Source organism: Vibrio sp. R15-SG3-ISO1A, assembly GCF_059833955.1.
This window is the reverse complement of record NZ_JCBDGH010000037.1, coordinates 1-25,643: the sequence shown is the minus strand read 5'-3', so window position 1 is coordinate 25,643 and position 25,643 is coordinate 1. Positions and strand designations below refer to the sequence as shown.

23 protein-coding genes are annotated in these 25,643 nt (G+C 50.4%); 3 read left to right on the top strand and 20 right to left on the bottom strand.

The window, feature by feature from the left end; translation table 11 throughout:
* Positions 1-412 (top strand): universal stress protein (locus AC6R0L_RS05990; RefSeq protein ID WP_500628578.1); only part of this gene is annotated, 412 nt, incomplete at its 5' end.
* Positions 413-622: 210 nt separating this feature from the next.
* Positions 623-1,015, top strand: coding sequence for a DUF2061 domain-containing protein (locus tag AC6R0L_RS05985; RefSeq protein WP_334555053.1), 393 nt, complete (start codon positions 623-625; stop codon positions 1,013-1,015).
* 60 nt (positions 1,016-1,075) lie between these two features.
* Here AC6R0L_RS05985 and AC6R0L_RS05980 read toward each other — a convergent pair whose 3' ends face one another.
* Both AC6R0L_RS05980 and rraB read right to left on the bottom strand, forming a co-directional pair.
* Positions 1,076-1,882: a glycosyl hydrolase 2 galactose-binding domain-containing protein gene (locus AC6R0L_RS05980; protein WP_500628577.1), complete on the bottom strand. Its 807-nt coding sequence runs from the start codon at positions 1,880-1,882 to the stop codon at positions 1,076-1,078.
* A 125-nt stretch (positions 1,883-2,007) separates the two neighbouring features.
* On the bottom strand, positions 2,008-2,424 hold the full coding sequence (gene rraB / locus AC6R0L_RS05975; protein WP_334555051.1) for a ribonuclease E inhibitor RraB: 417 nt from the start codon (positions 2,422-2,424) through the stop codon (positions 2,008-2,010).
* Between the two features lie 554 nt (positions 2,425-2,978).
* Between rraB and arcA the strand changes: the two genes are divergently transcribed.
* The gene (gene arcA, locus AC6R0L_RS05970) at positions 2,979-4,199 is read left to right on the top strand and encodes an arginine deiminase (RefSeq protein WP_487901770.1); all 1,221 of its coding nucleotides are present in this window, start codon (positions 2,979-2,981) and stop codon (positions 4,197-4,199) included.
* Positions 4,200-4,299: 100 nt separating this feature from the next.
* Here arcA and tldD read toward each other — a convergent pair whose 3' ends face one another.
* The 18 genes from tldD to AC6R0L_RS05880 form a co-directional block, all read right to left on the bottom strand.
* Positions 4,300-5,745, bottom strand: coding sequence for a metalloprotease TldD (gene tldD / locus AC6R0L_RS05965; protein ID WP_500628576.1), 1,446 nt, complete (start codon positions 5,743-5,745; stop codon positions 4,300-4,302).
* 45 nt (positions 5,746-5,790) lie between these two features.
* Positions 5,791-6,615, bottom strand: a complete 825-nt coding sequence (locus tag AC6R0L_RS05960) for a carbon-nitrogen hydrolase family protein (RefSeq protein WP_500628575.1) — start codon at positions 6,613-6,615, stop codon at positions 5,791-5,793.
* A gap of 11 nt (positions 6,616-6,626) precedes the next feature.
* Positions 6,627-10,514: a YhdP family protein gene (locus AC6R0L_RS05955; protein ID WP_500628574.1), complete on the bottom strand. Its 3,888-nt coding sequence runs from the start codon at positions 10,512-10,514 to the stop codon at positions 6,627-6,629.
* A 9-nt stretch (positions 10,515-10,523) separates the two neighbouring features.
* Positions 10,524-11,993, bottom strand: coding sequence for a ribonuclease G (gene rng, locus AC6R0L_RS05950; RefSeq protein ID WP_334555046.1), 1,470 nt, complete (start codon positions 11,991-11,993; stop codon positions 10,524-10,526).
* A gap of 19 nt (positions 11,994-12,012) precedes the next feature.
* Positions 12,013-12,597, bottom strand: a complete 585-nt coding sequence (locus AC6R0L_RS05945) for a Maf family protein (RefSeq protein ID WP_500628573.1) — start codon at positions 12,595-12,597, stop codon at positions 12,013-12,015.
* Positions 12,598-12,616: 19 nt separating this feature from the next.
* Positions 12,617-13,105, bottom strand: a complete 489-nt coding sequence (gene mreD / locus AC6R0L_RS05940; RefSeq protein WP_334555044.1) for a rod shape-determining protein MreD — start codon at positions 13,103-13,105, stop codon at positions 12,617-12,619.
* The gene (mreC, locus tag AC6R0L_RS05935; protein ID WP_487901775.1) at positions 13,095-13,979 is read right to left on the bottom strand and encodes a rod shape-determining protein MreC; all 885 of its coding nucleotides are present in this window, start codon (positions 13,977-13,979) and stop codon (positions 13,095-13,097) included. Before mreC ends, mreD begins: the two co-directional genes overlap by 11 nt.
* Before the next feature lie 38 nt (positions 13,980-14,017).
* Positions 14,018-15,061, bottom strand: coding sequence for a rod shape-determining protein (locus AC6R0L_RS05930; RefSeq protein WP_334555042.1), 1,044 nt, complete (start codon positions 15,059-15,061; stop codon positions 14,018-14,020).
* Positions 15,062-15,212: 151 nt separating this feature from the next.
* The gene (locus tag AC6R0L_RS05925) at positions 15,213-19,004 is read right to left on the bottom strand and encodes a DUF6701 domain-containing protein (protein ID WP_500628572.1); all 3,792 of its coding nucleotides are present in this window, start codon (positions 19,002-19,004) and stop codon (positions 15,213-15,215) included.
* Between the two features lie 184 nt (positions 19,005-19,188).
* The gene (locus AC6R0L_RS05920) at positions 19,189-19,626 is read right to left on the bottom strand and encodes an MSHA biogenesis protein MshP (protein ID WP_500628571.1); all 438 of its coding nucleotides are present in this window, start codon (positions 19,624-19,626) and stop codon (positions 19,189-19,191) included.
* Positions 19,616-20,332 (bottom strand): PilW family protein, encoded by a 717-nt coding sequence (locus AC6R0L_RS05915; RefSeq protein WP_500628570.1) that lies wholly within the window; start codon positions 20,330-20,332, stop codon positions 19,616-19,618. The genes AC6R0L_RS05920 and AC6R0L_RS05915 overlap by 11 nt, the downstream gene beginning before the upstream one ends.
* Positions 20,332-20,904 carry a type IV pilus modification PilV family protein gene (locus AC6R0L_RS05910; protein ID WP_500628569.1) on the bottom strand — a complete coding sequence of 191 codons (573 nt, stop codon included), beginning with the start codon at positions 20,902-20,904 and terminating at the stop codon, positions 20,332-20,334. The genes AC6R0L_RS05915 and AC6R0L_RS05910 overlap by 1 nt, the downstream gene beginning before the upstream one ends.
* Complete coding sequence (locus AC6R0L_RS05905; RefSeq protein WP_500628579.1) at positions 20,904-21,356, bottom strand: prepilin-type N-terminal cleavage/methylation domain-containing protein; 453 nt, start codon at positions 21,354-21,356, stop codon at positions 20,904-20,906. The genes AC6R0L_RS05910 and AC6R0L_RS05905 overlap by 1 nt, the downstream gene beginning before the upstream one ends.
* A 126-nt stretch (positions 21,357-21,482) precedes the next feature.
* The gene (locus tag AC6R0L_RS05900; RefSeq protein ID WP_500628568.1) at positions 21,483-21,953 is read right to left on the bottom strand and encodes a prepilin-type N-terminal cleavage/methylation domain-containing protein; all 471 of its coding nucleotides are present in this window, start codon (positions 21,951-21,953) and stop codon (positions 21,483-21,485) included.
* 33 nt (positions 21,954-21,986) lie between these two features.
* Entirely contained in the window at positions 21,987-22,562 is a 576-nt protein-coding gene (locus AC6R0L_RS05895) for a prepilin-type N-terminal cleavage/methylation domain-containing protein (protein ID WP_500628567.1), read from the bottom strand.
* A gap of 79 nt (positions 22,563-22,641) precedes the next feature.
* Positions 22,642-23,097, bottom strand: a complete 456-nt coding sequence (locus AC6R0L_RS05890) for an MSHA biogenesis protein MshF (protein WP_500628566.1) — start codon at positions 23,095-23,097, stop codon at positions 22,642-22,644.
* Between the two features lie 4 nt (positions 23,098-23,101).
* Positions 23,102-24,322, bottom strand: a complete 1,221-nt coding sequence (locus AC6R0L_RS05885; protein WP_487901783.1) for a type II secretion system F family protein — start codon at positions 24,320-24,322, stop codon at positions 23,102-23,104.
* A gap of 8 nt (positions 24,323-24,330) precedes the next feature.
* A partial coding sequence (locus AC6R0L_RS05880; RefSeq protein ID WP_500628565.1) for a GspE/PulE family protein occupies positions 24,331-25,643 on the bottom strand: 1,313 nt, incomplete at its 5' end.

Here is a 25,643-nt window from a genome sequence, read left to right as displayed (position 1 = left end):
TGACCTCAATGACAAAGGCTTTTGTGACCGAGCCGTCGAACTGGCAGTCTGGCATGCGAAGCACTCGAACGCAGAAATTCACCTGCTGAACGTGCTTCCGGGTATTCACATGTCGATGGTCGCCACTTACTTCCCCAAAGATGCGGCGAAGAAAATGAAGCAAGATGTCGAAACGCAACTCAAGCAGTTCGCGGCGCAGCACATTGATGAAGATGTGGTGTACAAAGCCCATGTGGCAGAAGGTAAACCCTATAGCACCATTTTGGACTACGCTGAAAAACTGGGGGCGGATCTCATCATCATGCCAAGCCACAAGCGTTCAAAAATCGATAAAGTCGTTCTAGGCTCTGTGGCAAGTAAAGTCGTACAGAACTCTCCGATTAACGTTATGGTCGTTAAGCCAAACGCGTAACCGGCGCGCCGCGTTGCGAGACGTCTCCTTTTATCAATAGGGCCCTCAACAGAGCGCCCTTTTTCTTTCCCTGTTCAACTCCCAGCCCTGAGTCACGACGGCTTATTCAATAGTTTTTACCTATTGAATTTATCGAATTGTCCAATTTTCTTTAATGCAAATAATTATCAATAATATCTCTATCGACACGACAGAGCATTGGACTTCACCATGAAAAAGACACTGACATTCGCAGCCTTGCACTTTACCATTGCGTTTAGCGTCGCCTACCTACTGACCGGTGATATTTTAATTGGCAGTCTAATCGCGATGATTGAACCTATGGTTAACACCGTCGCCTTCTACTTCCATGAAAAGGCTTGGCAGACACACCCAGCGCTTCGTAAATTAGCCAAATCGACTGGGATTAAAACCACTAGCTTCGCCAGCGTGCACTTTAGCGTCGCGTTTACGGTCGCGTATTTGATGACGGGTAGCTGGTTGATTGGCGGCATCATGGCGGCCATTGAGCCAAGTATCAACACGGTGGCCTACTACTTCCACGAAAAAGTGTGGCAGCGCCAAGACGCGAATTGGCAATGCCACCACGGTGCACACGCATAACGAACAAGGGCCGCTCAGCGGCCCTTGTTGCTATCGAAACAAATTCGAGTTACGAAGCCCCTACGCCCCGCGTAGTGGAAAATGCGTCACGCACAATGACTCACTTAGCCCCAATTCAAAGTGTTGCTTCTGGCCATCGAGCCCCACTTCCAATGCGTATAGGTGCGCTGGATTGGGATCGCTCACATCATAGTAAACGGGCGCTTCGACTTGGAACAGCGCACTGACCGACTGCGCGCGCACATCCAACGGCAAGTGATAGGTCATGCCATTAAATTTCACCGATGCTGAGACGAGTCCCGCGCTGTAGGTGTGATAATGCAGCGAGACCAGCAATTCGCAGCCGCCGCCATGATGCCATATCTGCTCGGTCGCCACGTGTTCTAAACGTACGTGACGAATAAACTGCAAATACGGCGCATGCCAAATGCCCATTCTCGGATCCGATAAACGTTGATTGGCGTTCCCTAGCGGACAAACCTCGCCTTCGGCCTCTTCAATCAACGGCTCATCTTCTTCTAAAAACAGTATCTCAAATCGATTTCGTCCCGCTTGCAAATAGGGACGGATCTCTTTTCGCACCTCACTTTGGCTCCCATCGCAGTCAAACAGCGCGACACCATTGAGTCTGACTTCAGCATGGTAATCGATGCCCGACATCACCAAATCCACCGCAGGGAAGGCTAGCATGGCCTCATCGACCTCAATATCGTGCATCAGATGCCACTCTTGCTCAGCAATCTGTTCTTCGCTCATGTCGTCTGGCAACACGGCGCTGAGTGGATTCGGGAACATAAGATCGTCTTGAGGAATAGAGAGATCCGTGAGAGGAGAAAGTTGCCATAAGCCGGCAAGAGATAACTGCATGGGTACGCCGCTGATTTATTGAGCCAGATCAATATCAGTGATTATAAAGCGTAAAAACAACAATGCCAGTCTTGAGACTGGCATTGAAAACAGGCTGAGCGCTGTGAACGTGAGACGACTCTCAATTACTCGTCGTCATCCTCTTCATCATCTGGGTACAAGGCGTCTTCGCCTTCGTAGTAAGTGCCCCATCCATCGTAGATGATGTCGTATTTTTCAGCGAGGTGAACCAACTTCTCCACTTGCGCATCAATGGCTTCTGCGTTTAGTGCTGATTCCATGGTGGCATCGCAGCACAACAGTTTGTTGCCGTCTTCGTCTTCGGTCTCTTCCGCTTCTAATACTTCAAAGCCCATTTTGAATGCTTCGACTACCGCTTTCTCTAGGGTGTCGAAATCTTCAGCAAACAGGTGGTGTTCAATCTCATATAAAGAATCTGGATCACTGCCGTCTTCGAGTAACGCTTGAATGATGTCGCGAGTCTCTTCTTTTTGAATTTCAATTAACTCTTCAACTGATAGATATTCATCTTCATGAGACATAAAGTGTGCTCCAGATAGTAACAACATTGATCAAAAAATAACGCACCGGACTATGACACGGCTGTGCTAATAATACCACCTAGAATCGACTTTGATCCCGTACTTTCTCTGTTTGCTGCGCTTTCACGCCAGATCATCGCACTTATTAACACTTTTTTATCATTTTGCTGTTTTGGTGTTTTGTGTCGAGGGCGACGATCACGTCGGATCATTCAGAATGCGTGTTTATGAGGTGGATCTGAATAGCGCCAAGACAAGTAAAACGAACCTAAACCTCATATTTAGTCACCAAAAGTGACTAAATCATGCATATCCATTCAGTATAATCTGACAAACTTCCCGCCGTGCTCTAGCACCGAAAACGCATAGTCAGTCACAATCATGTGAATTTCTCCAAATTCAATCGCCAGACATAAAATCTACAAAATACGAAAATAAAAGGCATATATGCACAACAAGGTCACATATTTAGAATTAATGGTTACAAAGTGCGCTTGCATCTTGATAACATTCTTGCCATAAATACGCTCTGGAATTCTGTGTAAGGAAGCAAAATGAGTAAGTTGTACGTAGGCTCTGAAGTTGGCCAATTGAGACGAGTCCTGTTAAACCGACCAGAGCGAGCACTGACTCACCTCACGCCATCGAACTGCCATGATCTGCTGTTTGACGATGTCTTGGCGGTTGAAGCCGCAGGCGAGGAGCATGACAAGTTCGCTCAGACACTTCGCGATCAAGGTGTGGAAGTCTTACTCCTGCACGACTTGCTGGTTGAAACGCTCGCCGTCCCGCCAGCCAAAGAGTGGTTACTCAACACACAAATCTCCGACCTACGCTTTGGTCCTATCTTCGCCAGAGATTTGCGCCACTACTTGAACGACATGGACAACGAGCACCTCGCGACCGTATTGCTCGGTGGCTTGGCCTATTCTGAGCTGCCGATTCGTTCGTCTTCTATGATGCCTAGCATGCATCGACCTTTGGATTTCGTCATTGAGCCCCTGCCCAACCACCTCTTTACGCGTGATACCTCATGCTGGGTTTACGGCGGCGTCTCACTCAACCCTATGATGAAGCCAGCCCGTCAGCGTGAAACCAACCACCTGCGTGCCATTTACCGCTGGCATCCGGTGTTTGCGGGGCAGGACTTCATTAAATACTTCGGTGATGAAGATCTTCACTACGACAACGCCAATATTGAAGGCGGCGACGTGTTGGTGATCGGCAAAGGCGCGGTGCTGATTGGTATGTCAGAGCGCACAACACCACAAGGGGTTGAGAACCTAGCGGCGACCTTGTTTAAACATGGCCAAGCCAAAGAAGTGATCGCCATTGATCTTCCCAAACATCGTTCGTGTATGCACCTAGACACCGTCATGACTCATATGGATGTCGATACCTTTTCTGTCTATCCAGAGATCATGCGCAAAGATCTGGAGACGTGGCGTTTAAGTGCCAAAGACGATGGCGAGATGCAGGTCGAGAAAGTACCGAGTTTCGTCCACGCCATTGAACAAGCGTTAGGGCTCGATTATTTGAAAATCATCACCACAGGCGGCGATAGCTATGAAGCTGAGCGTGAGCAGTGGAATGATGCCAACAACGTCTTGACGGTGAAACCAGGCGTGGTGATCGGTTACGAGCGCAACGTCTACACCAATGAGAAGTACGACAAGGCGGGCATTGAAGTGTTAACTATTCCCGGCAATGAACTCGGCCGCGGTCGCGGCGGAGCGCGCTGCATGAGCTGCCCAATCGAGCGTGACGGCATTTAAATCCGCCCCAAACAAAAGTGCCTAGTTTTAGAGACACTCTCCAAAACTAGGCCCCCAAAACACTCTCTAGGAACTAGGTTCTAGAAACTAGGCACTCATCCTACTCCGTCCCACCAACCGTCAACGCATCCAGCTTCAACGTCGGCTGACCAACGCCAACCGGCACACTTTGCCCTGCTTTGCCACATACGCCAACGCCACGGTCGATGCTGAGATCATTACCGACCATGGAGACTTGCTGCATCGCTTCAATGCCGGAGCCAATCAGCGTCGCCCCTTTGACTGGGCGCGTGATCTTGCCGTCTTCAATCAAGTACGCTTCCGATGCGGAGAACACAAATTTACCCGAAGTAATGTCCACCTGACCACCGCCGAAGTTTGGTGCGTAAAGGCCTTTTTTCACCGTTGAGATAATCTCTTCAGGCGTGTGCTGACCCGGTAGCATGTAAGTATTGGTCATGCGCGGCATAGGTAGGTGAGCATAAGACTCACGGCGACCATTACCGGTCGGCGCTACCCCCATCAAACGTGCGTTGAGCTTATCTTGCATGTAGCCTTTCAACACACCGTTTTCGATTAAGGTGTTGTATTGACCATGCACACCTTCGTCATCCACGTTGAGTGACCCACGCAAATCTTTCAGCGTGCCATCGTCAACAATGGTACAAAGATCCGAGGTAACTTTGTCGCCCACTTTGCCACTAAAGACCGATGACTCTTTGCGGTTGAAATCACCTTCCAAGCCATGACCGACCGCCTCATGAAGCAGCACCCCTGGCCAACCCGAGCCCAGCACCACCGGCATCATACCCGCAGGCGCGGCATCCGCCTCTAGATTGACCAACGCCATGCGAATCGCTTCATCTGCGTATTGATACGCCACTTGCACGCCATCACTGTCACTTAAGAAGAAATCGTAGCCAAATCGGCCACCGCCGCCTGCACTGCCACGTTCACGGCGCTCGCCGCGCTGCGCGAGTACACTGATTGACAGGCGTACCAACGGACGAACATCACCGGCGTAGGTGCCGTCTGTCGCCGCGACAAGTATCTGCTCATGCACACCGCTCAGGCTCACCGACACTTCTTTGATCAGTGGCTCTTTGGTACGAATGTAGGCATCGATCTGTTTAAGTAGCGTCGTCTTTTGCTCTTTCTCCCAACTGTCTAGCGGATTAACCGCTGCATAGATGTGTTGGTTGTCACTGCGCTTGAAGGCTTGTACCTGAGCATTATGTCCCTGCTTGGCGATACCGCGCGCTGCGACCGCGCTCTGTTTCAAGCCCTCAAGCTGAATTTGGTCGGAGTAAGCAAAACCGGTTTTCTCGCCCGAGACCGCTCGCACACCCACACCGCAATCGATGTTAAATGAGCCATCTTTGATGATGCTGTCTTCCAAAACCAGTGACTCATGCCAACTGGATTGGAAGTAGATATCGGCGTAGTCAATTTGACGAGTCGCGATGCTCGCTAGCGTCTGTGCGACGTCACTTTCGCTCAGCCCAGCTGGTTTCAACAAGGCATCTTCTACAAGGTTAATGGTCATACTTCGCTCTTAACGTTAATGGTTTGACGAGTCGATAGGCATCGCTTATCGAACCGGAATGAATTGATTGTCGAATCGTGAATGTTGCCCAACGGGCATTGCGCTTCGACAGCTTGCTACCTGTTTTATGTCAATCTCGACGACCAGGTTATCGACCTCACGCGCCAGCGTCGCCACCACTTCGCCCCAAGGGGAGATGACCATAGAATGGCCCCAGGTTTCTCGGCCGCCTTCATGTGTGCCTGTCTGATTGACCGCCAGTACCCAAGATTGGGTTTCAATCGCTCTGGCTCTCAATAGCGCTTCCCAGTGCGCTTGCCCTGTCACGGCAGTAAATGCCGCCGGGACTAAAATCAGCGTCGCGCCGCGTCTGACAAGCTCATTATACAACTGGGGAAAACGCACATCATAACAGATGGATAAGCCAAGGTGGCCAAAGGGCGTGTCGAGTGTGACGATCTCCTCGCCGGGCGTGAAGGTTTCGGATTCGCGGTAACGTCCGTGACCATCGGCAACATCGACATCGAACATATGCAGTTTATCGTAGTGGCCGACAAGGCGTCCGGTGCGGTCGAACACCACAGAGGTCGTGGTCACGCCATTGGCCGTGCGGATCGGCATACTGCCGATGACTAACCACACGCCCCATTGCTGCGCCATGGCGGCAAGCGCCGATTGTAGCGGGCCATCACCTAAAGGTTCAGCATGCTGGTGATAATCCGCTTGCTGACCAAACACCAGTGCATTTTCCGGGGTGACCACAAAGTGCACCCCCGCTTTCGCTACCGCTTCAACCTGCTTGGCGATGTGGGCCAAATTGTCTTGCGGATTCGGGCCTGAGGTCATCTGAATCAGTGCAACTCGTTCCATGAGTCTTCTCCTTATTTAACCGCGTCGCGTAAGCGCTCTGGCAATTTGAACTCCCCTTTGCTGCGAGACAGCTCTTTGACGACCGGTGAATCCATCGGCCCTTTCACTTCATAATTGACCTGAGTGAACACTTCGACCACCGGTGAAATCACCGTGGTGATGGCGAGGACATACAGCGCCGTCTGCGGCGTCACCGCAAACGCAGTTAAGACGGGAATGCCTGACGTGATGTCTGGTGTGAAATTCACCTCGGCATCCACTGTGCGCGTATTGAGGTTGGCTAACCCTTTGATGGTCATTTCGCCCGACACCGCATCCATCCGAATATCATTGGTCAGGAAGACGCCATTTTTAATCTGACCAGAGCCAGTAATGGAGTTAAACGCCATCCCTTTGTCGAACACATCGGTAAAGTCGAGCTGCATTTTGCGGATGATCGAATCCAAACTAAAGAGGCCAAGCAGGCGCGCCGCACCACTGACATCGGAGATCATTCCTTTGCCCAGCTTCACATTGACCTCCCCCTCCATGGTGCTCACCTGAGTGGCCCACGGAGAACCATCCCACTTCACCTCAGAGCGAATATCAAACGGCGCTCGTTGGATGCCCGATGAGATACCAAATCGCTCCATGACATCACTGTTGTTTTCGCCCGATACCGCCAGCGTCATTTGTGTGTGGCTTTGATCGCCGTCCAACGCCCACCAGCCACTCACATCGACCTGGTTGTCCCCGCTTTGGAACGACAGCTTCTTCCACTCTAACTTGTTGTCACGGCGCTGAAGATCCAAATGCGCACGACCCACTTTGTAGCCTTGCACCCAAAAGTCGTCAATCGCTAGAGTAATATTAGGTAATTGGCGATGCAACGCGCGCTCAAAATCGGTGATGAGCGGCGCCTTCTCTAGCGGTTGGGTGAGCGGCTCGAGCAGAGGTTCCGGCGTTTGACTCAAGGACTCCTCTAACCCCGGCACGTAGATGTGCAAGCGTTCAAAGGCGACAGAGAGATCGTAAGGCTCGATATAGTTCGCCTCACCGAGTGCTTCTTGGCTGTCGAGGGTCATGTGCCAACCGAGATTCTTGCGCTTGGCGGAGAAGTCGACATCATTCCATTTGATCCCTGCCAGTTCGAGCTCTTTAACCTTGATCTCTGCCCGTTGTAGCGCTGGGATCTGTGGCATGCTCATCTGACTGATGACGCCTTCAGAAGCAGATTCGCTTGGCTTAAACGCCACGTCTAACCATTGGTCGAGGCTAAATCTATCAATCCGAATTGACGCATCATGACCAGTGAACGGCGTGAGCTTGTAGCTACCGCGCCCGACCACGAGATTGGTCGCTTGCAACTGCGGCACATCGTCCGTGATATCAATCTCAGCCTGATATTTTACTTGCGGTAATTGCAATCGGGCACTGATGCTCTGTTGATTGCCAGAGGCTTGCAGCAGGGCTTTGCCCTCCACTTTACTCGCTTTATTGAGTGGGTAAGGGTAGTCACTGACAAGGTATTTGAGATCTGCTTCAGTTTCAACCTGATAAGTAAAGCCAACGTCATTAAGCTGAATATCAATGTCACTGCGCCACTGCGCATGGCCAGATAATGGGGTTAGCCAACGCTCACCAAGGTACGGCATCAGAGGTTTGACATCCCAGTCGCCGACCATATCAATGCCGACTCCGTAGCCTTTGTCGACATTCTCGCCATGGAAATCAATCCACACGGGCTGATCCAATAGCTCCGCAGAAAGCCCCGCGGCTTGTACCACGTCATTATCAAATTCTATTCGGCCACTGACCGCTTCGAGCGTCATTGGCGGCGTATTGATGGTAACGTGGCTCTGCTTGAGATCCGCATACCCCCAAGCACGCGCCTCTGCGCCGCCATGAAATGGGATCATCAACTGGAACTGTGAGTCGACTTCACCATCCACTTGCACGGCGGTCAGCGCCGCGCCGACAGAATCAACCAATGGCGAAGCGGTCATGTAGCCACGAACCGCGTTGCCTTGGGCAACCGCGTGCGCTTCTATCTCAATATGCCCATTAGGTGCCAAAGCAGGAATACGTCCTGTGATGCGTTTCGCCTCGACATCCATCAAGGTTGCACTTTCGGAATCGAGATACATCGCATCGTTTTGGAACAGCAAATCCAACTGCAAATCGGTGATGGGTGGCCAGGCGGTGTCAAAGCTGAACTTGGCCTCTTTTAACCCCACCCACGCTTGAAACATACCGTTATTCTGGTGGTAGGGGAAATTGCCCAACTCGCCATACCAAAGGAGCTTGGCCGTATTGACCCGCCCCGCTTGAATCGCGGTCGACAGGTAGTCGGTCAAGTTGCGCCCAAGGGCTAACGTCGGTAAATAGCGCCAAGTCTCGCCAGCGTTGTATAGATCCGCTTCACTGTAAAAAGAAAGAAAGGGACTTTTTCCGTTGGGAAAGTCGAGACGAAAGGCGCCTAAGACTTGTAAATCTGGCGTCGCTGCGGTGACCTTATCTGCCCACAAAGACCAACCTTGCTCATCGCGCTGCCAAACGACATCCGCATGGCCTTGTTTGATGTTCAGCGGCGCTTGAAACACCTCACCGTAAGGTAAGACATCGTCAAAAATACTCACTTGCGCGCGCGCTTGATGAAGATCGCCACTCACCGACGCCGTCAAGTAATGCAGCCCCGGCAAGAGTTCCCATTGCGCCATTTTGCCTTCGCTAAGATCGGCCGAGTAGGTCAGGCTCTGCCAATCGCCGTGCGCGGACACACGTAAGTCTTCCACTAAGCCGCCCACAGCCAGCGTCTCGATCATGTCGGTGGTGGTGGCGGAGTCTGGCGCTAACTTAATCAGAGGCGTCAGCGCTTTGATATCCAGCTGCGAGACATTGAGTTGCCAATGCTGCGGTTGCCAAGCAAAGGCGATATCGAGTTCTGGCCAAGGGGTATTGTCGGTTAAAAACCGAAGTGAGTGAGCATTCACTTGCCAGCCTTGCTCTTTCGGCTCAAGCTGCACGATACCAGATTCGAGCAATAACTCGTGCTGCTGACCCTCTTGCCAAATAAGCTCTGACGACAGCAACTCAACAAAGGCATTCACGGGCTTGCTCTGTTCGAGCGTTAGCCAGCTATTAAAGCTCACTTGTCCTTTTTCAATCCCGGTTTCGTTTTTCAGGTATTTGGTCAACCAAGGGGTAATGCGCACATTATCGGCGGAAACATAAAACTCGCCGCTCACATCAACCAGTGAGCCATGATCGATAAAATCCGCTTTGACCTGCGCAGAGTTGAGGTTGCCGTGAACAAAGCTCACTTCTCCATCGGCCAAATGACGGCGACCTTGGTTGCGCCACTGCAAATGGCTGATGTCGAGCACACGCTCATTACCATCAATTCCGAGAAAGAGAATTTTGGAGTCGGTCAGCGAAAAGCTGTCTAGCTGCCTAAGCAGTAGCTGATCGAGCTGGGCGATGACGCTGCGCTGCTCACGCCCTGGATTGAGTTCTGGTTTCGATTCTGTCTGCGTCCACTCAATCGAACGCACATCGAGCGCCAACTGATAGACATTAAGATCAGCCACCACGGGCTGCCATTGCAGCAGCGATTGAATCAGGTCGATTTCTATCTCTACCCGATCGGCAACCACATCAATCCCGCTGTTTTCTGCCACTTTGGCTTTGACGCCTTGCAACGAGAGTGAGGGGTGCGTGTTGCGCCAAAAACCATGAATGCCTTCAATTTCAAAGTCGAGCGCCGTGCCTTGGTTGACCCATTGCTGGATCTCAACTTGAAAGTGATCGAGCTGCGGCAAGGTGATGCGCAGCGCCGTGACAACAATGGCCAATAGGGCCAAGGTTGACACGACTAACCAAAGAAAGAATCTCGCAACGCGAGTTGCCGTTGTGCTCACAAATTGCCTTTACATCATCACGACATCGAACTGCTCTTGAATGTACAGCGGCTCGGCCTGAATTTTCACTTGCTTGCCAATAAACACTTCGAGCTCTGCCAGCGCATGCGACTCCTCCCCTTGCAGGGTCTCGGCCACCGCAGGTGAGGCATACACCACGAACTTGTCGGCGTCGTATGCACGATTCACTCGAGTGATCTCACGCAAGATCTCGTAGCACACCGTTTCCACAGTTTTAACACTGCCACGGCCTTCGCAAGTTGGGCACGTCGAGCACAGAATGTGTTCAATACTTTCACGCGTACGTTTACGCGTCATCTCTACTAAGCCTAGCTGGGTAAAGCCATTGATGTTGGTTTTTACGCGATCTTTATTGAGCGCCGCTTCTAGGGAAGTGAGCACGCGTTTTCGGTGTTCATCTTGGCTCATGTCGATGAAGTCGATAATGATGATGCCACCAAGATTGCGCAGACGTAGCTGCCTTGCGATCGCCTGCGTCGCTTCAATATTGGTGTTAAAGATTGTCTCTTCGAGATTGCGACGCCCCACAAACGCGCCAGTGTTGATGTCGACCGTTGTCATCGCTTCGGTCTGATCAATAATCAGATAGCCACCGGATTTGAGTTCAACTTTTCGCTCTAACGATCGCTGGATCTCATTTTCCGTGTCGTACATATCAAAGATCGGCTTATCGCCTTCATACAGCTCAAGCTTATCGGTTAGCTCAGGCACGTACTCGGAAGTGAACTCTTTGAGGTTTTCGTACTCAAGACGTGAATCGACCATGATCTTAGTGATCTCTGTACCGACAAAGTCACGTAAAATGCGCTGCGAAAGACCAAGCTCTCCGTACAAAGTAGAGCGCGTCTTATATTTGCTGCGACGCTCCATCACTTTGGACCACAAACGCTTGAGGAACGCGGCGTCTTGCGACAGTTCTTTTTCGTCCGCGCCTTCTGCGGCGGTGCGAATAATAAAGCCGCCGTTCTCATCACAGTAGTGAGCGACCACTTTCTTTAAGCGTTCACGCTCTGACTCCGTCTCAATTCGCTGAGAGACGCCCACATGGCTCGCCCCCGGCATAAAGACAAGGTAACGTGACGGTAAGGTAATATCGGTGGTGAGACGTGCCCCTTTGGTGCCTAGCGGGTCTTTGACCACTTGCACGACAATGTCTTGCCCTTGACGGACAAGCTCTGAGATATCGCGCACCTGAAACTGCTGTTTCTCATTTTCCGCCACACACTCAGTGTGAGGAACGATATCTGACGCGTGAAGAAACGCGGCTTTTTCCAAGCCGATATCGACAAAAGCCGCCTGCATGCCAGGTAGCACACGGCTCACTTTGCCTTTATAGATGTTTCCAACAATCCCTCGTTTTGATTCACGTTCTACGTGGATTTCTTGAAGACTGCCGCCTTCAATCATCGCGACACGAATCTCACTTGGGGTGACATTGATCAGCAACTCTGCACTCATGGGCGCACCTCAAATCTAGTTATAAGAATTCTTTTAAGAGCTGGTCAGTTTCGAATAATGGAAGTCCTACGACAGCGTGATAACTGCCTTCAATACGAGTGACAAAACGTCCGCCAATACCCTGAATACCATAACTGCCCGCTTTATCGCACGGTTCGCCGGTGTGCCAATATTGTTCTATTTCTTGCTCTGACAATGGCTTAAACCATACGTTTGTTGTCACGACAACACTTTCACTTCGCTCGCGGCTCACTAGCGTGACTGCGGTCATCACTTGATGGGCTCGTCCTGACAACATGGATAACATCTGCTTGCAATGGGCAAGGTTTTCTGGCTTTTCCAGCACTTGCCCATCACACACCACAATAGTGTCGCTACCCAACACAACGGCGTCTTCACGCAGCGCAAGCCCCGCCAACGCTTTATCTTTAGACAATCGAGTAACATAGTCCTGCGCTTGTTCCTCTGACCGTTGGGCTTCTTCCACATCGGTCACCAGCACCTCAAACTCTACCCCGAGCTGGGTCAGTAGCTCTTTTCTGCGTGGTGAGCCTGAGGCTAACACTAACGTGCGCTTAACTAACTTGCGTTTAGCTGTGTTCATTTCACCTTCCAGCCCCTTGCTAACGGACATGCCAATGACGGCGAACTTTGCGCATCAATAGGAACATCCAAGGCCACAAGATGCAGTTGATCGCACCGCTCCACAGCGACATCGGATTAAACGTGACATCCTGCACTAGGTATTCACCACAGAATATCAAGACATCCAGTCCCATCGACATCACGCCAACCAAAATCGCCTGCTGCCACAACGCCATATTACGAATGACTAGGAAGTTAAGCGCCACCACATAGATGATGATCGACATCATCATGCCGCGAATACCGAGCGTCGAACCAAGCAATAGATCCCACAATAAGCCCACCACCAACGCCGTACCGACGTTGACGCGATGTGGCAACGCCAACACCCAGTAGCAGGTGACAAGAAGCAACCAAGAAGGACGCAGCAGTTCTAGCACACCCGGCCAAGGAATGGTTTGCAGAGTCAGGGCGATCAAAAAGGAGACGCCAACCACCAACTTACCTTTAAGAAGACTATTGCTCATTGCTGGCCTCCTCACCGTCTGGTGGGGTCACCCCTTGTATTTTTTCCTGCCTTGAGTCGTTTGGCCAAATCAGCAGTAGGTATCTGAGGCGTTCAAAATCAACCACAGGCTCTGCTTCAATTTGAGCAAATTCTCTTGCACTGTCACGATCAACACTGGCGACATGGGCCACTGGGTAGCCTTCTGGATAGATGCCGCCTAGACCGGATGTCACCAATAGATCATCTTCGCGAATATCTAGACTGATCGGGATATGATCGAGGTTAATTCTATCCATCTGACCATCGCCTGATGCGATAACACGAATATCATTGCGAATCACCTGCACCGGAATTGCGCTGAGACTGTCGATAAGGAGTAACACTCGGCTATTGTGCGCGGACACATACGTCACTTGACCGACAATACCTTTCTCATTCGCGACAGGTTGTCCAACATAGACACCATCAATTTGCCCCTTATCAATCACCACTTGATGGCGATAAGGAGAGGTGTCAACCGCCATCACTTCCGTGACCACTTTTCGCTCATCACGGACAAATGAGGAGCCGAGTAATTTACGTAAACGATGGTTTTCTTCTCGATACTGATCCAAAAGAAGAAGGTCGTTCTTTAGGCGCAGCACTTCGCGCTTAAGCACACGATTACTCTCCATGAAATCTTGGCGAACATTGAATCGCTCATACACACCATCGAACATCACTCTCGGCACATCCGCCAAATATTGGATAGGCGCGACCAAACTGTTCAAAAAATAGCGGAACTGTGCAAACGCACCTAAACGACTATCAGCCAGCATAAGGCTGGCTGATAAAATGACGGCAAAAAACAAGCGTAATTGAAGTGAAGGTCCTCGGCCAAATATCGGCTTCATTAACTCTGAGTTCCTAATCTAGGCATAACGCCTCGCCATTATTCTTCACTAAATAGATCGCCACCGTGCATGTCGATCATTTCCAACGCCTTACCACCACCGCGTGCAACACAAGTCAGTGGATCTTCTGCGATAACAACTGGGATACCGGTTTCTTCTGTAAGCAGACGATCAAGATCTTTCAGCAGTGCACCACCGCCGGTCAATACCATACCGTTTTCAGAGATGTCAGACGCAAGCTCTGGTGGACACTGCTCAAGCGCGACCATCACCGCCGAGACGATGCCGGTCAGCGGCTCTTGCAACGCCTCAAGGATCTCGTTGGAGTTTAAGGTAAAGCTGCGCGGCACACCTTCCGCTAGGTTGCGACCACGCACTTCAATCTCTTCAACTTCATCACCCGGGTACGCCGAGCCAATCTCGTGTTTGATCTTTTCCGCCGTCGCTTCACCAATCAAGCTGCCGTAATTACGACGGACGTAGTTGATAATCGCTTCATCAAATCGATCACCACCGATACGCACTGACGATGAGTACACCACACCATTGAGCGAAATCACCGCGACTTCTGTCGTACCACCACCGATATCGACCACCATAGAACCGGTCGGCTCAGAGACACGCAGGCCAGCACCGATTGCCGCAGCCATTGGCTCGTCAATCAAGTACACTTCACGCGCGCCAGCACCCAGTGCTGACTCACGAATCGCACGACGCTCAACTTGAGTTGATCCACAAGGCACACACACTAGAACACGTGGGCTTGGCTTAAGCACGCTGTTGTCGTGGACTTGTTTGATAAAGTGCTGCAGCATTTTTTCGGTCACGTAGAAATCGGCAATCACGCCATCTTTCATAGGACGAATTGCTGAGATGTTACCTGGAGTACGACCTAACATTTGTTTTGCTGCATGGCCGACCGCAGCCACGCTTTTACCCGCACGGTTACGATCTTGGCGAATCGCCACAACGGAAGGCTCGTCAAGAACAATGCCCTGTCCTTTAACGTAAATAAGAGTGTTGGCAGTACCTAAATCGATAGATAGGTCATTTGAAAATATGCCACGAAGTTTTTTGAACATATTCTTCGCTCGTCCTGAAAGAATTATAAGATAGAAAATTGCACTAAATGTACCAATGCCTTGCCACTACAGCAAGGCATTGACGTCTAAACATGGGCAGAAACCCGCAATTTCTAACAGATTCCTAACCGAGTGCTAGAATTGAGCAAAATTATTGTCCGGTTAATCCTGGTTCTCCGCGGAAGATAACGCGATCACTGCCTCGGAATATACCAAAGGTCACAACGGCAGAAGGGTCCTCTTCCCCATTAGCTTCCTTCACTCGCTGATCATCCGCCCAGCGGTAGGTCAACCAAGGAAGAGCATTATTGCCTGCATCAAGATCCAACCAGATTTGCGTCTGCTGGCGCACATCGGCGTGATTGTTTGCTTCAATACTCATTGTACGACCTGATACCAACCTACCGTCACTTTCCAGCACGACATCGCCAGGTGTCTTGCCATCTTCAACCCACAAATGGTAGTTATCATTGATATTGTTTATGCCATATACGTGAGTGGAACTATCCTCATCATTCGTCACGAACTGAGAACCATCCCAATACTCTACGCGAAGTGGTATTACGAGATCATCATAAGCAGTACCAGCCGTTCCGCTAAGCACCACACGACCAAAACGAATATCTGGCTGTTGAGTCAGCAAAGTGGCATCAACACTACCCGGTAGGTAGTCAATCGGGTCAGCATTGGTCACCCCAACAGTCGTAATCGATATCGCTGTGGTTAACCCTGACCCGCCACTGTTAAACGGACCATCTTCATACCCCTCTGCGGTATCTGCTTTTCGCCAACACAACTCTGTGCTACCACAAGCATCTGACGCAGACGAGCTCACCACAAATTCCCCCACACTTTGCCCTCCTACACCCCAAGACTTGGTCGGTAGCGGCGAATTGAAACGAGTGGTATAAGCGGCATTGCTCTCATACAGAGCAAAGTTCGCCCTTAACGACGCAGCGTAACCGTTGGCAATGTAATTATTGACGAGCTCTTGATCGGCATTGAGCGCTTCAACATAAAATGTGACGCTATCCAGCGGCTGGTTCATGTAAACAAACGACTGCCCACTGGGATAGCGCCAGTCGGTCAAAGGACTCTCTGCCACTTTGAAATATTTCGGATAGAAACGCCCTACATGGCGATATCCTGTATCAATGTTCATAGTTAAGTAAGGATCTTGAGTGTTGGCTTTTATCGTCAAACTGCCCACATCATCCCAGTAGAGATCAGAGAAGCGAATCGGGTTTGCAGCATCATGATCGCTTTCCAAGCCGCTATCTGAAGCGAGCAGTGCGGCCGAGGTGCCATCAGCGGGTGTATGCAGCGCACTAGAGAGCTGCACCACAGCGGTGGGGGCATCAGACGCATAGAAATTACTCGTCACTGCCGCATCGTTGCAATAGCTAGAGGTCTCAATCTCACCCGTCTCGTTAGTCCCTTGCCAGCGAATAGGACGCACGTCTAACTCAAAACGCTCGCCCGCTGCAACAAAACTGTCACCGCCCGACGCGGTCCCGGATTTCAATGACCCACAGATGGCGAACGTCCATGGCCTTACGTTGACCAAGAATGCCCCAGTTAACTCTCCACCACCATCAATCGGGCAACCGTCAAATCCTGTACAGTCGTAATTACTGTCCGTTAGCGTCACGTTTAATTGACCAGACTCGCTAAATAGCAGTGTGTCGTTAGAGCGTCCGCCTGTAAATTGCGGCGTGTAGGTCAATGTCCCTGTGCCGCTACTTGGCTGAATAAGGTTTGAGGTAATTTGAGGCGTACCACTGTATGCCGTATCGACCACTACTGAACCGTCATTACAAGCCAATACCGTAGCGGAAACTTCGCTCGGCTTACTGGCAACCATAAACTGATCGTCCGCGTCAAATCGAAACGGCACGAAACGATATTCCCCTGAGGTTTCGCTTTGAACCGCACTGCCCCCTAAGGTGGCTTGTGCATAAAGGTTATCAAACACCTGAGATTGAGTCGCACTCAATAGGTAACGGGCAACGCCATTCGCCGCGCTCGCACTGCCGAGTAACTCATTGCCCCGATAAAATGACACCGCGCCGTTAAACGTCGTATCGACATTCTCACCGTTATAGACGGTTGCGGTTAGGGTAATATCTTCACAAATCAGACTGATGTCGGTCAGTGGGGTGAGCTCTATTGTGTAGTCATCGGCAGGCTGGAAGCAGTGGTTATCGGTGGCGATGATTTGGGCATCATTACTCATCAAAATCGACTGTGCCGTGACAGCTCCGCGAACAATCGAGAGATTGCTCATTCTTACAGTCACTTCACTATATAGCAGCCCTACTAACTCACTGTCATTACTTAAGTTCACCGCAGCACCACTTAAATCATGCACCAAAACAATCAGTTGTGCCTCACCTTGCTCTCCGAAGAAAGCGCCCGTATTTAAGTTCAAGTTTTTGATGTGAATCGTGACTTTTTCACCCTCAGGCACAATGATCTGCCCATCATTGTTCACATCGATAGAATCAATCCAGTAAGTCCCGCTGTAGAATGTAACGCTGCCTCTTCCTACAGTCATTCGACCGATCGCCTCATTGTTGGAAAACTGGATGTTATCTTGCCAGACGTTCACATTCTCTAAGCCGCTATCTGGCGCTTGAAAGCTCTCCAACTCTTGCTTTTCAACCTGCAAACCAGTATCGCCATAGCATTGACCACCATCACAAGCTGAAGTCGCGTTATTCCCTGTAATCGTAGTTTGCGCAAAGCCGACAAACCGCCGTCCATTAGACAGCTGTGCTCCCGAGATCTGTGTCGCGTTATCTAAACGAAGTGTCGCAGAGGTATTGTTCTTCCAAGTCTGCGCTGGAGAAGGAAATAGCTGGCACACTTCGTTCAATGGCGGTTTATCAAACAGAAAATAGGAGTAGGGTTCCACAACGTGAGCACGTTCTGAATCTCGCGCCATATCTTCCTCATTGATTAATGCAACACCGGCTTTAGAAACAGAGCAGCGCCTTAGCCAGCCACCGTTATTACCATTTCGAGTCCGCTTTGATGCAAGCAACGTAGGAACATTGTTAAATCCTGACACCGTAAAGGCACTGACCTGCTGGCACCCTTCCGTAATGGGCTTAATCACCTGATCGTTAATATTGAGCGTGTTTCGTGTAGAGCCCTGACCTAACCAGAACTTACGCCCATTGACGAAGCCCTCACCTAGACCAGCGACAAACGCCACTTGCTCGTCAATGGGCAGTACGGCGTTAGAGGTCACTTCAGAACGGTCCAAAATCAAACTAAAGTTGGAACGTGATGGATTAAGGGCAATGGGTGTTAGCCACACAGGCTCAAGGGTGTTGAGATCGATATTATTGGTCGATTGAATCTGGACCAATACCCCAGGGTCAGAGTCAAAGTTACTGGTTAACCCATAACTGTTGTAATTCACCGTTAAACGACTGTTGCCACCGCCGCCCGCATTCGAATATGTCCGGTTGTATGACACCAAACCCGCCACCAATTTCGCGCCACTACTGAACTCCAGCACGCCCGGCTCCATAACGAAATAATCGATGTTTTCCATAGGCGCATCGACATAAGTCACTGGGTCATCGCCGTTTCCACCACAGCGCCAACGGTTGCCTTGCCACCTAAGCGTCTCGCAGGCTGCATCATGGTTGGGGATTAGCTGCGTGACCGTCGCTTGACTCTCGGAGACCGACATAACACGTAAATCGGAGGGGTATTCTGTTGTTTTTGTATCAAAGTTCGAGCGACTGGCATCAATCGTCGACATAACAAAAACCAAGGGAGGAGAAGAGTAGGTATTACTGAAATTGAACGTACATGAGACCGACGGCCCTGTCACGGTACAATCCTCAGCGGCAATGGTGCCAAACTCAAACTGAGGATTGGTATTGACAGCAACCGCATAGCTAGCCCAAAAGGCGCTAAATAGCATGAATAACCTAGATACTAACACCTCATACTCCCATATAAATAATAGAGAACGCCCAGTCAAAAAGTAGTAAAACAGACACCATAAAAATAGTCCGAACAGGCTAACTTGTCAGTGATAAAATTAACCAAATCCTTTATCAAGCGAGCACAAACCAACTAACTTCAAAAACTCAATCGGTGACACACTACTCCTTCACCCAAATCTGCTGACTGCGTCTTACCTCAGAGACACCTGAACCACAGGTCACGGCCGATTCCAAAATATAGAATTGCGCCCCGTCTAGACTGCCTCGGTTCTCACACGAGACCTCTGCCAAGCGGCAGGAAGGGACAGTATTCAGTAACAACTCGGCTTGATCTTGTATCAGGGTGTCGGTATCAGCGCATCGCTGGGCAATAGCGGAGTCTTGGCTATCTAGGGGATAAAACAGCGTCATCGCCACTTCATTGATGGAGTGGCTCAAAAGCCACGCTTGTGTGCCGAGGACGTCGCGTGTGTGGGCATCACGGTTAGACCATTCAATGCGACCAAGAGAGGTGGCTAAGAACCCCATTACCACCAGGACAAAAATCACCACAATATACAAATTGCCGCGTTGAGAACGATGAGAATTACGGAACATTGATCACCTGTATATCTTGCTCAAATCGTGTGCTTTCGCCATTTTGGGCAAACTCAACGTTGATATGGACCAAACCATTACTTTGTACAGTAGCCGGCACATACTCGAGCGAGCCGGATTGGATGACAGAATCAGACAGTGGCAATGTATCACGTAACATCAGACCGCCACTGATACAGTATTCACGCGCAGTACTTTTATCAAAAACATAGTGACGGTTGGCAATGGAGTGAGTCACAAGCGATGACGCGGCATTGGAAATAGCGAAAGCGCCACCAGAGAGAACGCTGACATTACTATCCAAAGCTATCGTGTTGTCGATAACCTCTAAGCTCGTTGTGGGGTTGATGACCATAGAGAGACCGTTAAAGCTACTCGCATCAAGAGTACCTCCATCTGGTGCATCTTGCCCGACCACAAAATGAATGTCTGCGCCTGAAGTTGCGTAAAAGCCCGAATATTCAATTGGGTAAAAGGAAAGGCAATCACCGTCGGAGGTAAACAGATTAGGTACGGCGTGGCGCACCTCACGAGACATTTTCTCAATGATGAATTTGGCTTGCGTCTGTAAGCGCTGGCGCTCGACTGTATTGGAATACCCTTTCGCACCCAACTCAACAAAGCCTGCAATACCAAGCACCAAAATCCCACCCACGATAATGGTGAGGATCATTTCAATCAGCGTGAAACCACGAGTGCTTTTCATCAGTAGTTCCCCCGAAAGCCAATCAAAGTGATGGGTTGGTGATTGCTCCTCGCAGAAATCGTCAGTTCAAGTTTCTTCAGTGACGCATCGTTTGGCTGCACGTACTCAACCGCCACATCCAAACGGAAGTTTTTGTAACTGCCGTAGTCGTCGTTGATTAAATCATTGAGGTTACGACATTGGTTCTCACCACCAGGGCCATTAGGTACCCAGCAGCCGATAAAATCATCGACATCATCGTATAACTCCGGAGCATCATCGGATTCGCCGTCATCGATCCCCAAATTAGGCGTCTCACTGCCGGCCAAGCCAGAACAGATCTTGGAACCGACATCCACAGAAGATGAACACCTCACCAGCCCCCCTTGATTATCACTATGATGATCAAAACCACGGGCAAGGATTTGCGTCATCACGCTTTGCCCAAGCGCTGCTGCTCGCGTGTCATAGTGAGGGTCACCGGAGCGCGCAATTTGCGGCGACAAAAAACTGACTATCGTTACCATTGCCAGCCCCATCACCACAATGACAATCACGCTCTCGATCAGAGTAAAGCCGTTGTGAGATTTCATCAGCAGCTCCCTTTCGAGACATAGCCATTCGCCGCAATGTTGACATTGCATTGGCTTCCACTAGCGATGATTCGAACCGTGATGGCTTGATCGGGCTCACCAAGCAGGTTGAACTCCAGGCGTGATGTTAAAGGGAGAAAGGTCATGCCAGATTCCGCCACCCAGTCACTGCGACCATCCGCTGTACTACTGCACCCTGCTACTGAACCCACGCAGTTTGGCTGCACGGTTAAAGTATAGGCGTCTGAACTGCCGCCATCAGCGAGGTTGGATTGCATTCGGCTGACTTGAATTTGGCGAATCACCGAAATTACCTGTTCTTGCGCCACAAAAGCAGCAAAGCTGTCTTTGCCAATATAGCGACTCGCCGCATACAGCGAGACAATCGCCACCAGAATAATCACGACAATCAATTCAATTAAAGTAAATCCATTAAGCGCTTGGCGTTTCATCACGTTATGCATCCCCGAACTGTGTTGTGAGTATAACGTAGATTGGCAGGGTAATGATTGATAAATAAGGAAAGATTGGGATGAAAAGCATGTAAGAAAAAGGCCAGCGATGCTGGCCTTTTCTGATTAACAGTCTTCACTAACCGTGATCGTTGGGGCGGAAGCTGATGCGTTAGTTGAGTATGTGACAAAACAACCAGTATCACTTGCACTACCAGAGAAACTATAGTGTACGGCCGGGTCAGCAGTAGAACCAGCACCTGATACTTGAATCCAGTCTCCATCGGTATCTTCTAATCCTTCAACGGCATTACCTATTCCATCTGCTGAAGCTGTAGGGTAACCAAAAGTTAGGGCTATTCCATCTGCACTTGAAGCCGCTGTTACAGTCTCTATAGTCTCCTGCCCATTAATTGCCGCGCGACCGTATACAATACCAGAAGCACCAGCCATCGCGCCTTTGAGACCTTGCAAAGAAGATGCACGAGCATCTCCTTGTAAATTCAAAAATCGCGGTGCTGCGGTAACCGCAAGAATACCTAGAATAACAATTACCACCACTAGTTCGATTAGGGTGAAACCGCCTTGTCTTTTCATAGTTAGATCTCTCTATAGTAAATATCCGCAGGGTTACTGCAAAGTTACGGTCACACGACCAGTTTCAATCTCATACACAAACTCGTGCTCGCTGGTGCCTTCTTGCTGAACATAGGTGCAAGTGGAGGCCGAGCTATCGGCTTGCGCAGAATACTTTATATTCGAGTCACTGCTTGCATCCGCTACAGTGCCAACTCGAGGAGGGTTTTGCAACAGGTTGTCCATCAAATCAACGCAGGCTTGATCGGTCAAACTGGTTGGGTAGTCGACGTTGTTGCTGTTTAATGCTTGCGGGTAACCATCACGAAAACCGGTATCCGTACCATTGCTGGTTTTTGAGCGTGTTAGCCAAAACTCCACACCATCGTAGTTGACCGTATTGTAGGTTTCGGAGTTGATGCTCACTGACGGTCTAGCCTCCGCTTCCCACTGTGCACGGGCAGACAATACGCCCGTGGCAAATCCACCAGCGACACCTTCAATACTGGCTTTTTTCGCTTCATCCGTCACGTCGAGAAAACGTGGTAGCGCGGCGACAGCCAGTAGGCCGACCACAACGATCACCACAACGAGCTCCACCAAAGAAAAACCAAACTGTTTGTTAGACATATATGCAACCCAGTAATTAGTACGCCGTATTATACGGATAAAACATAGATACGCTACGAAAGATGGCGATTATACCGACCTATCGCGCCAGAAAAACGACCTTAGTCAAAAACTTACCGTTTTTTAAGCTCATCACGATCGCTTGATCGGACGAGTAATCATAATGGCAAATATAACCCCGCAAATCAGATTCATCTGAAATATGCTGCGGAGTTTGCCGTAATACTCTCTCTTCAGGGTAGAGCACGCGATACCAGTACGCGCAATCCACATCCCCTTGCTCGTTAAGGGGCAGTACCCACCCCTTAGCGGAAAAATGCACTTTATGCTGCTCAATCGTGAGCGACGTTGGTTGCTTGGCGAGCAACCATTGCTGTCTATAGTAACTGGCTCGCTCCACAATCCGCTTGGACGCCACGGCAAAGGCGGCGTCGTCCGCTTGATGTTCAACATCTTGCCACACCATACTGTACGTCATGATCAAGATGATCACCAACAGTAGCCATATCACCAACCGTGCCCGCTCGATCACCATGACGCTATCCTTTGATTGCGTCCAACATGCCCCACATCGGCAAGAAGATCCCGAGTGCCAATATCAAGACCATGCCCGCCACCACCACCAGCAAGAATGGTTCAATACGCGCGGTTAAGGTTTTTAAATCGTAGTCCACTTCTCGGTCATAAAAGTCAGAGACTTCCATTAACAAAGCATCAATGCGCCCCGTCTCTTCACCCACCGACAGCATCTGAATCACCAATGGGGTAAAAATGCCACTATTGACGGCAGTGGACGAAACGGTACTGCCCGCTTCAATCGCCGCTTTCATCTCCATCAAACGATTTTCTAAATAGCGGTTATCCAGCGCCTCGGCGGATAACGCTAATGATTGGTTAAGCGGCACGCCCGCCTTGAGCATCAGAGCAAAGGTTCGTGAAAAACGCGACAGCAGAGCGCGGTTGATAAGCTCTCCAACCACCGGCATCCTCAGGCGAAATTTATCCCATTTCTCACGTCCATTGTCCGTCCCTACCCAAGAGCGAAAGGCAAACAGCGCCGCGACAATCGCAGCGACCATCCAAGTCCAGTAGTTGACAAAAAAGCTGGAAGTCGCCATCAAGATCTTGGTTGGCATCGGCAAGTCGACGCCAAAACGGGCAAACATACTAGAGAACTGCGGAATCACTTTGACGTTGAGTACAAACATCGCCACGGTGATAAACAAAATCACAAACGTTGGGTAACGCATCGCGGTTTTGATGCGTTTACGGGTTTCCACTTCTTGCTCGTAGTAGTTCGCCAGTTGCAGCAGGGCTTGGTCGAGGCGACCCGTGTTCTCACCGACCCCAATCATGGAGACAAACAGCGGGCTAAACACCTTAGGGTGCATTTTCATCGACGCAGACAAACTGCGACCGTTGGTCAACTCTTGAGTTACTTCTTCTAGCGCTTCGGTCAGTTGTTTGTGAGCACTGTTTTGCGTCAAGCCTTTCATTGAGCGCAGCAACGGCACCCCTGCTTTGGTCAGGCTGTACAACTGACGACAAAAAATTACCAACACTTCCAGCGGTACACTGGGAGTGAACAGCGCTTTCAAATCGATGTTAAAGCCACTACTTCCGCCCCCTAACGATAGCTCGGTGGGGATGATGCCTTTGTTCATCAACTGCTCTGCGGCGGCGTCTTGTGTCGGCGCCTCTAGCACCCCCGACACCGATGCTCCTTCTAGATTACGCCCTTGGTAACGATAACTCGGCATAGCTCACCTTAGAGATAAATCGCTTGGTTAAAGCCAGAGGTGTCGCCTTCGCCAAGCCCCATCACTTCATCCAAACTCACCACACCTTGCAGCGCCAGTTCCATCGCGGAGGCAAGCAGCGGCTTGTAGGTTTTTGACTGCCTTGCTACTTGAGCAAAGCCAACCGCGTCATTGGCGCGCAGTTTGTCCATCATATCTAGCTCAAGTTCGAGCATTTCAAACACACCGATACGACCACGATAACCAGTCAGGTTGCAGTTTTGACAACCACGACCACGCACAAACGTCGCCTCTGCTTGATTCGGAAAACGCTGAGCCAGCCATAACTTGCGGCTCTCATCGGGCGTCTCTTCTGTTTTGCAGTCTGGGCACACCTTACGCACTAGACGCTGCGCGACCACGGCTCGCACTGAGCTGGCAACCAAGTAGCCCGGCGCGCCCATATCCATCATGCGCAGCGCACTATCAATGGCATCATTGGTGTGCAACGTGCTGAGTACCAAGTGGCCCGTCAATGCAGCTCGCAGGCCAATTTCCACCGTCTCTTGGTCACGCATCTCACCAATCAAAATGATGTCTGGGTCTTGACGAAGGAAGGTACGCAACACCGTTGAGAAGTCTAAATCTATCTTCGGGTTAACTTGAACTTGGTTAACCCGTGGCAAGCGATATTCCACCGGGTCTTCGGCGGTGATGATCTTTTTCGCTGGGCTATTGAGCTCGCTAAGTGCGCCGTACAAGGTGGTGGTTTTACCGGAACCGGTTGGGCCGGTCACCAAAATCATGCCATGTGGACGTTTAAGCTGGCGGCGCAAGCGAACCAAGAGATCGTCTGGCATGCCTGACGCTTCAAGCTTTTGAATACCGGAGGATTGGTTGAGCAAACGCATCACCACCGATTCACCATGCTGAACCGGCATGGTCGACATACGAATATCGACCGATTGCCCCTTGGCGCGAATATTAAAGCGGCCATCTTGTGGCAAGCGTTTCTCTGAAATATCAAGATTGGCCATTAGCTTTAAGCGCAGTACCAGAGCGGAAGCGATATTGACTTCATTGAGTAGCGTTTCATGCAGCACACCATCAATACGCTGACGTAAGCGCAGTACATTCGCATCAGGCTCAATGTGAATATCGGAAGCGCCGATTTGGATCGCATCTTCAAACAGCGAGTTGATCAGTTTAACGACAGTCACCTCTTCGCTGTCATCATCTTCAATGGTGTAATCGAACGCGTCCGTGACTTGGTGTTCAGCTTGAAGCTGCTCCGCAAAGGAGGCGATCTCTTTGGTGCGGCGATAGTAACGGTCAAAACCAT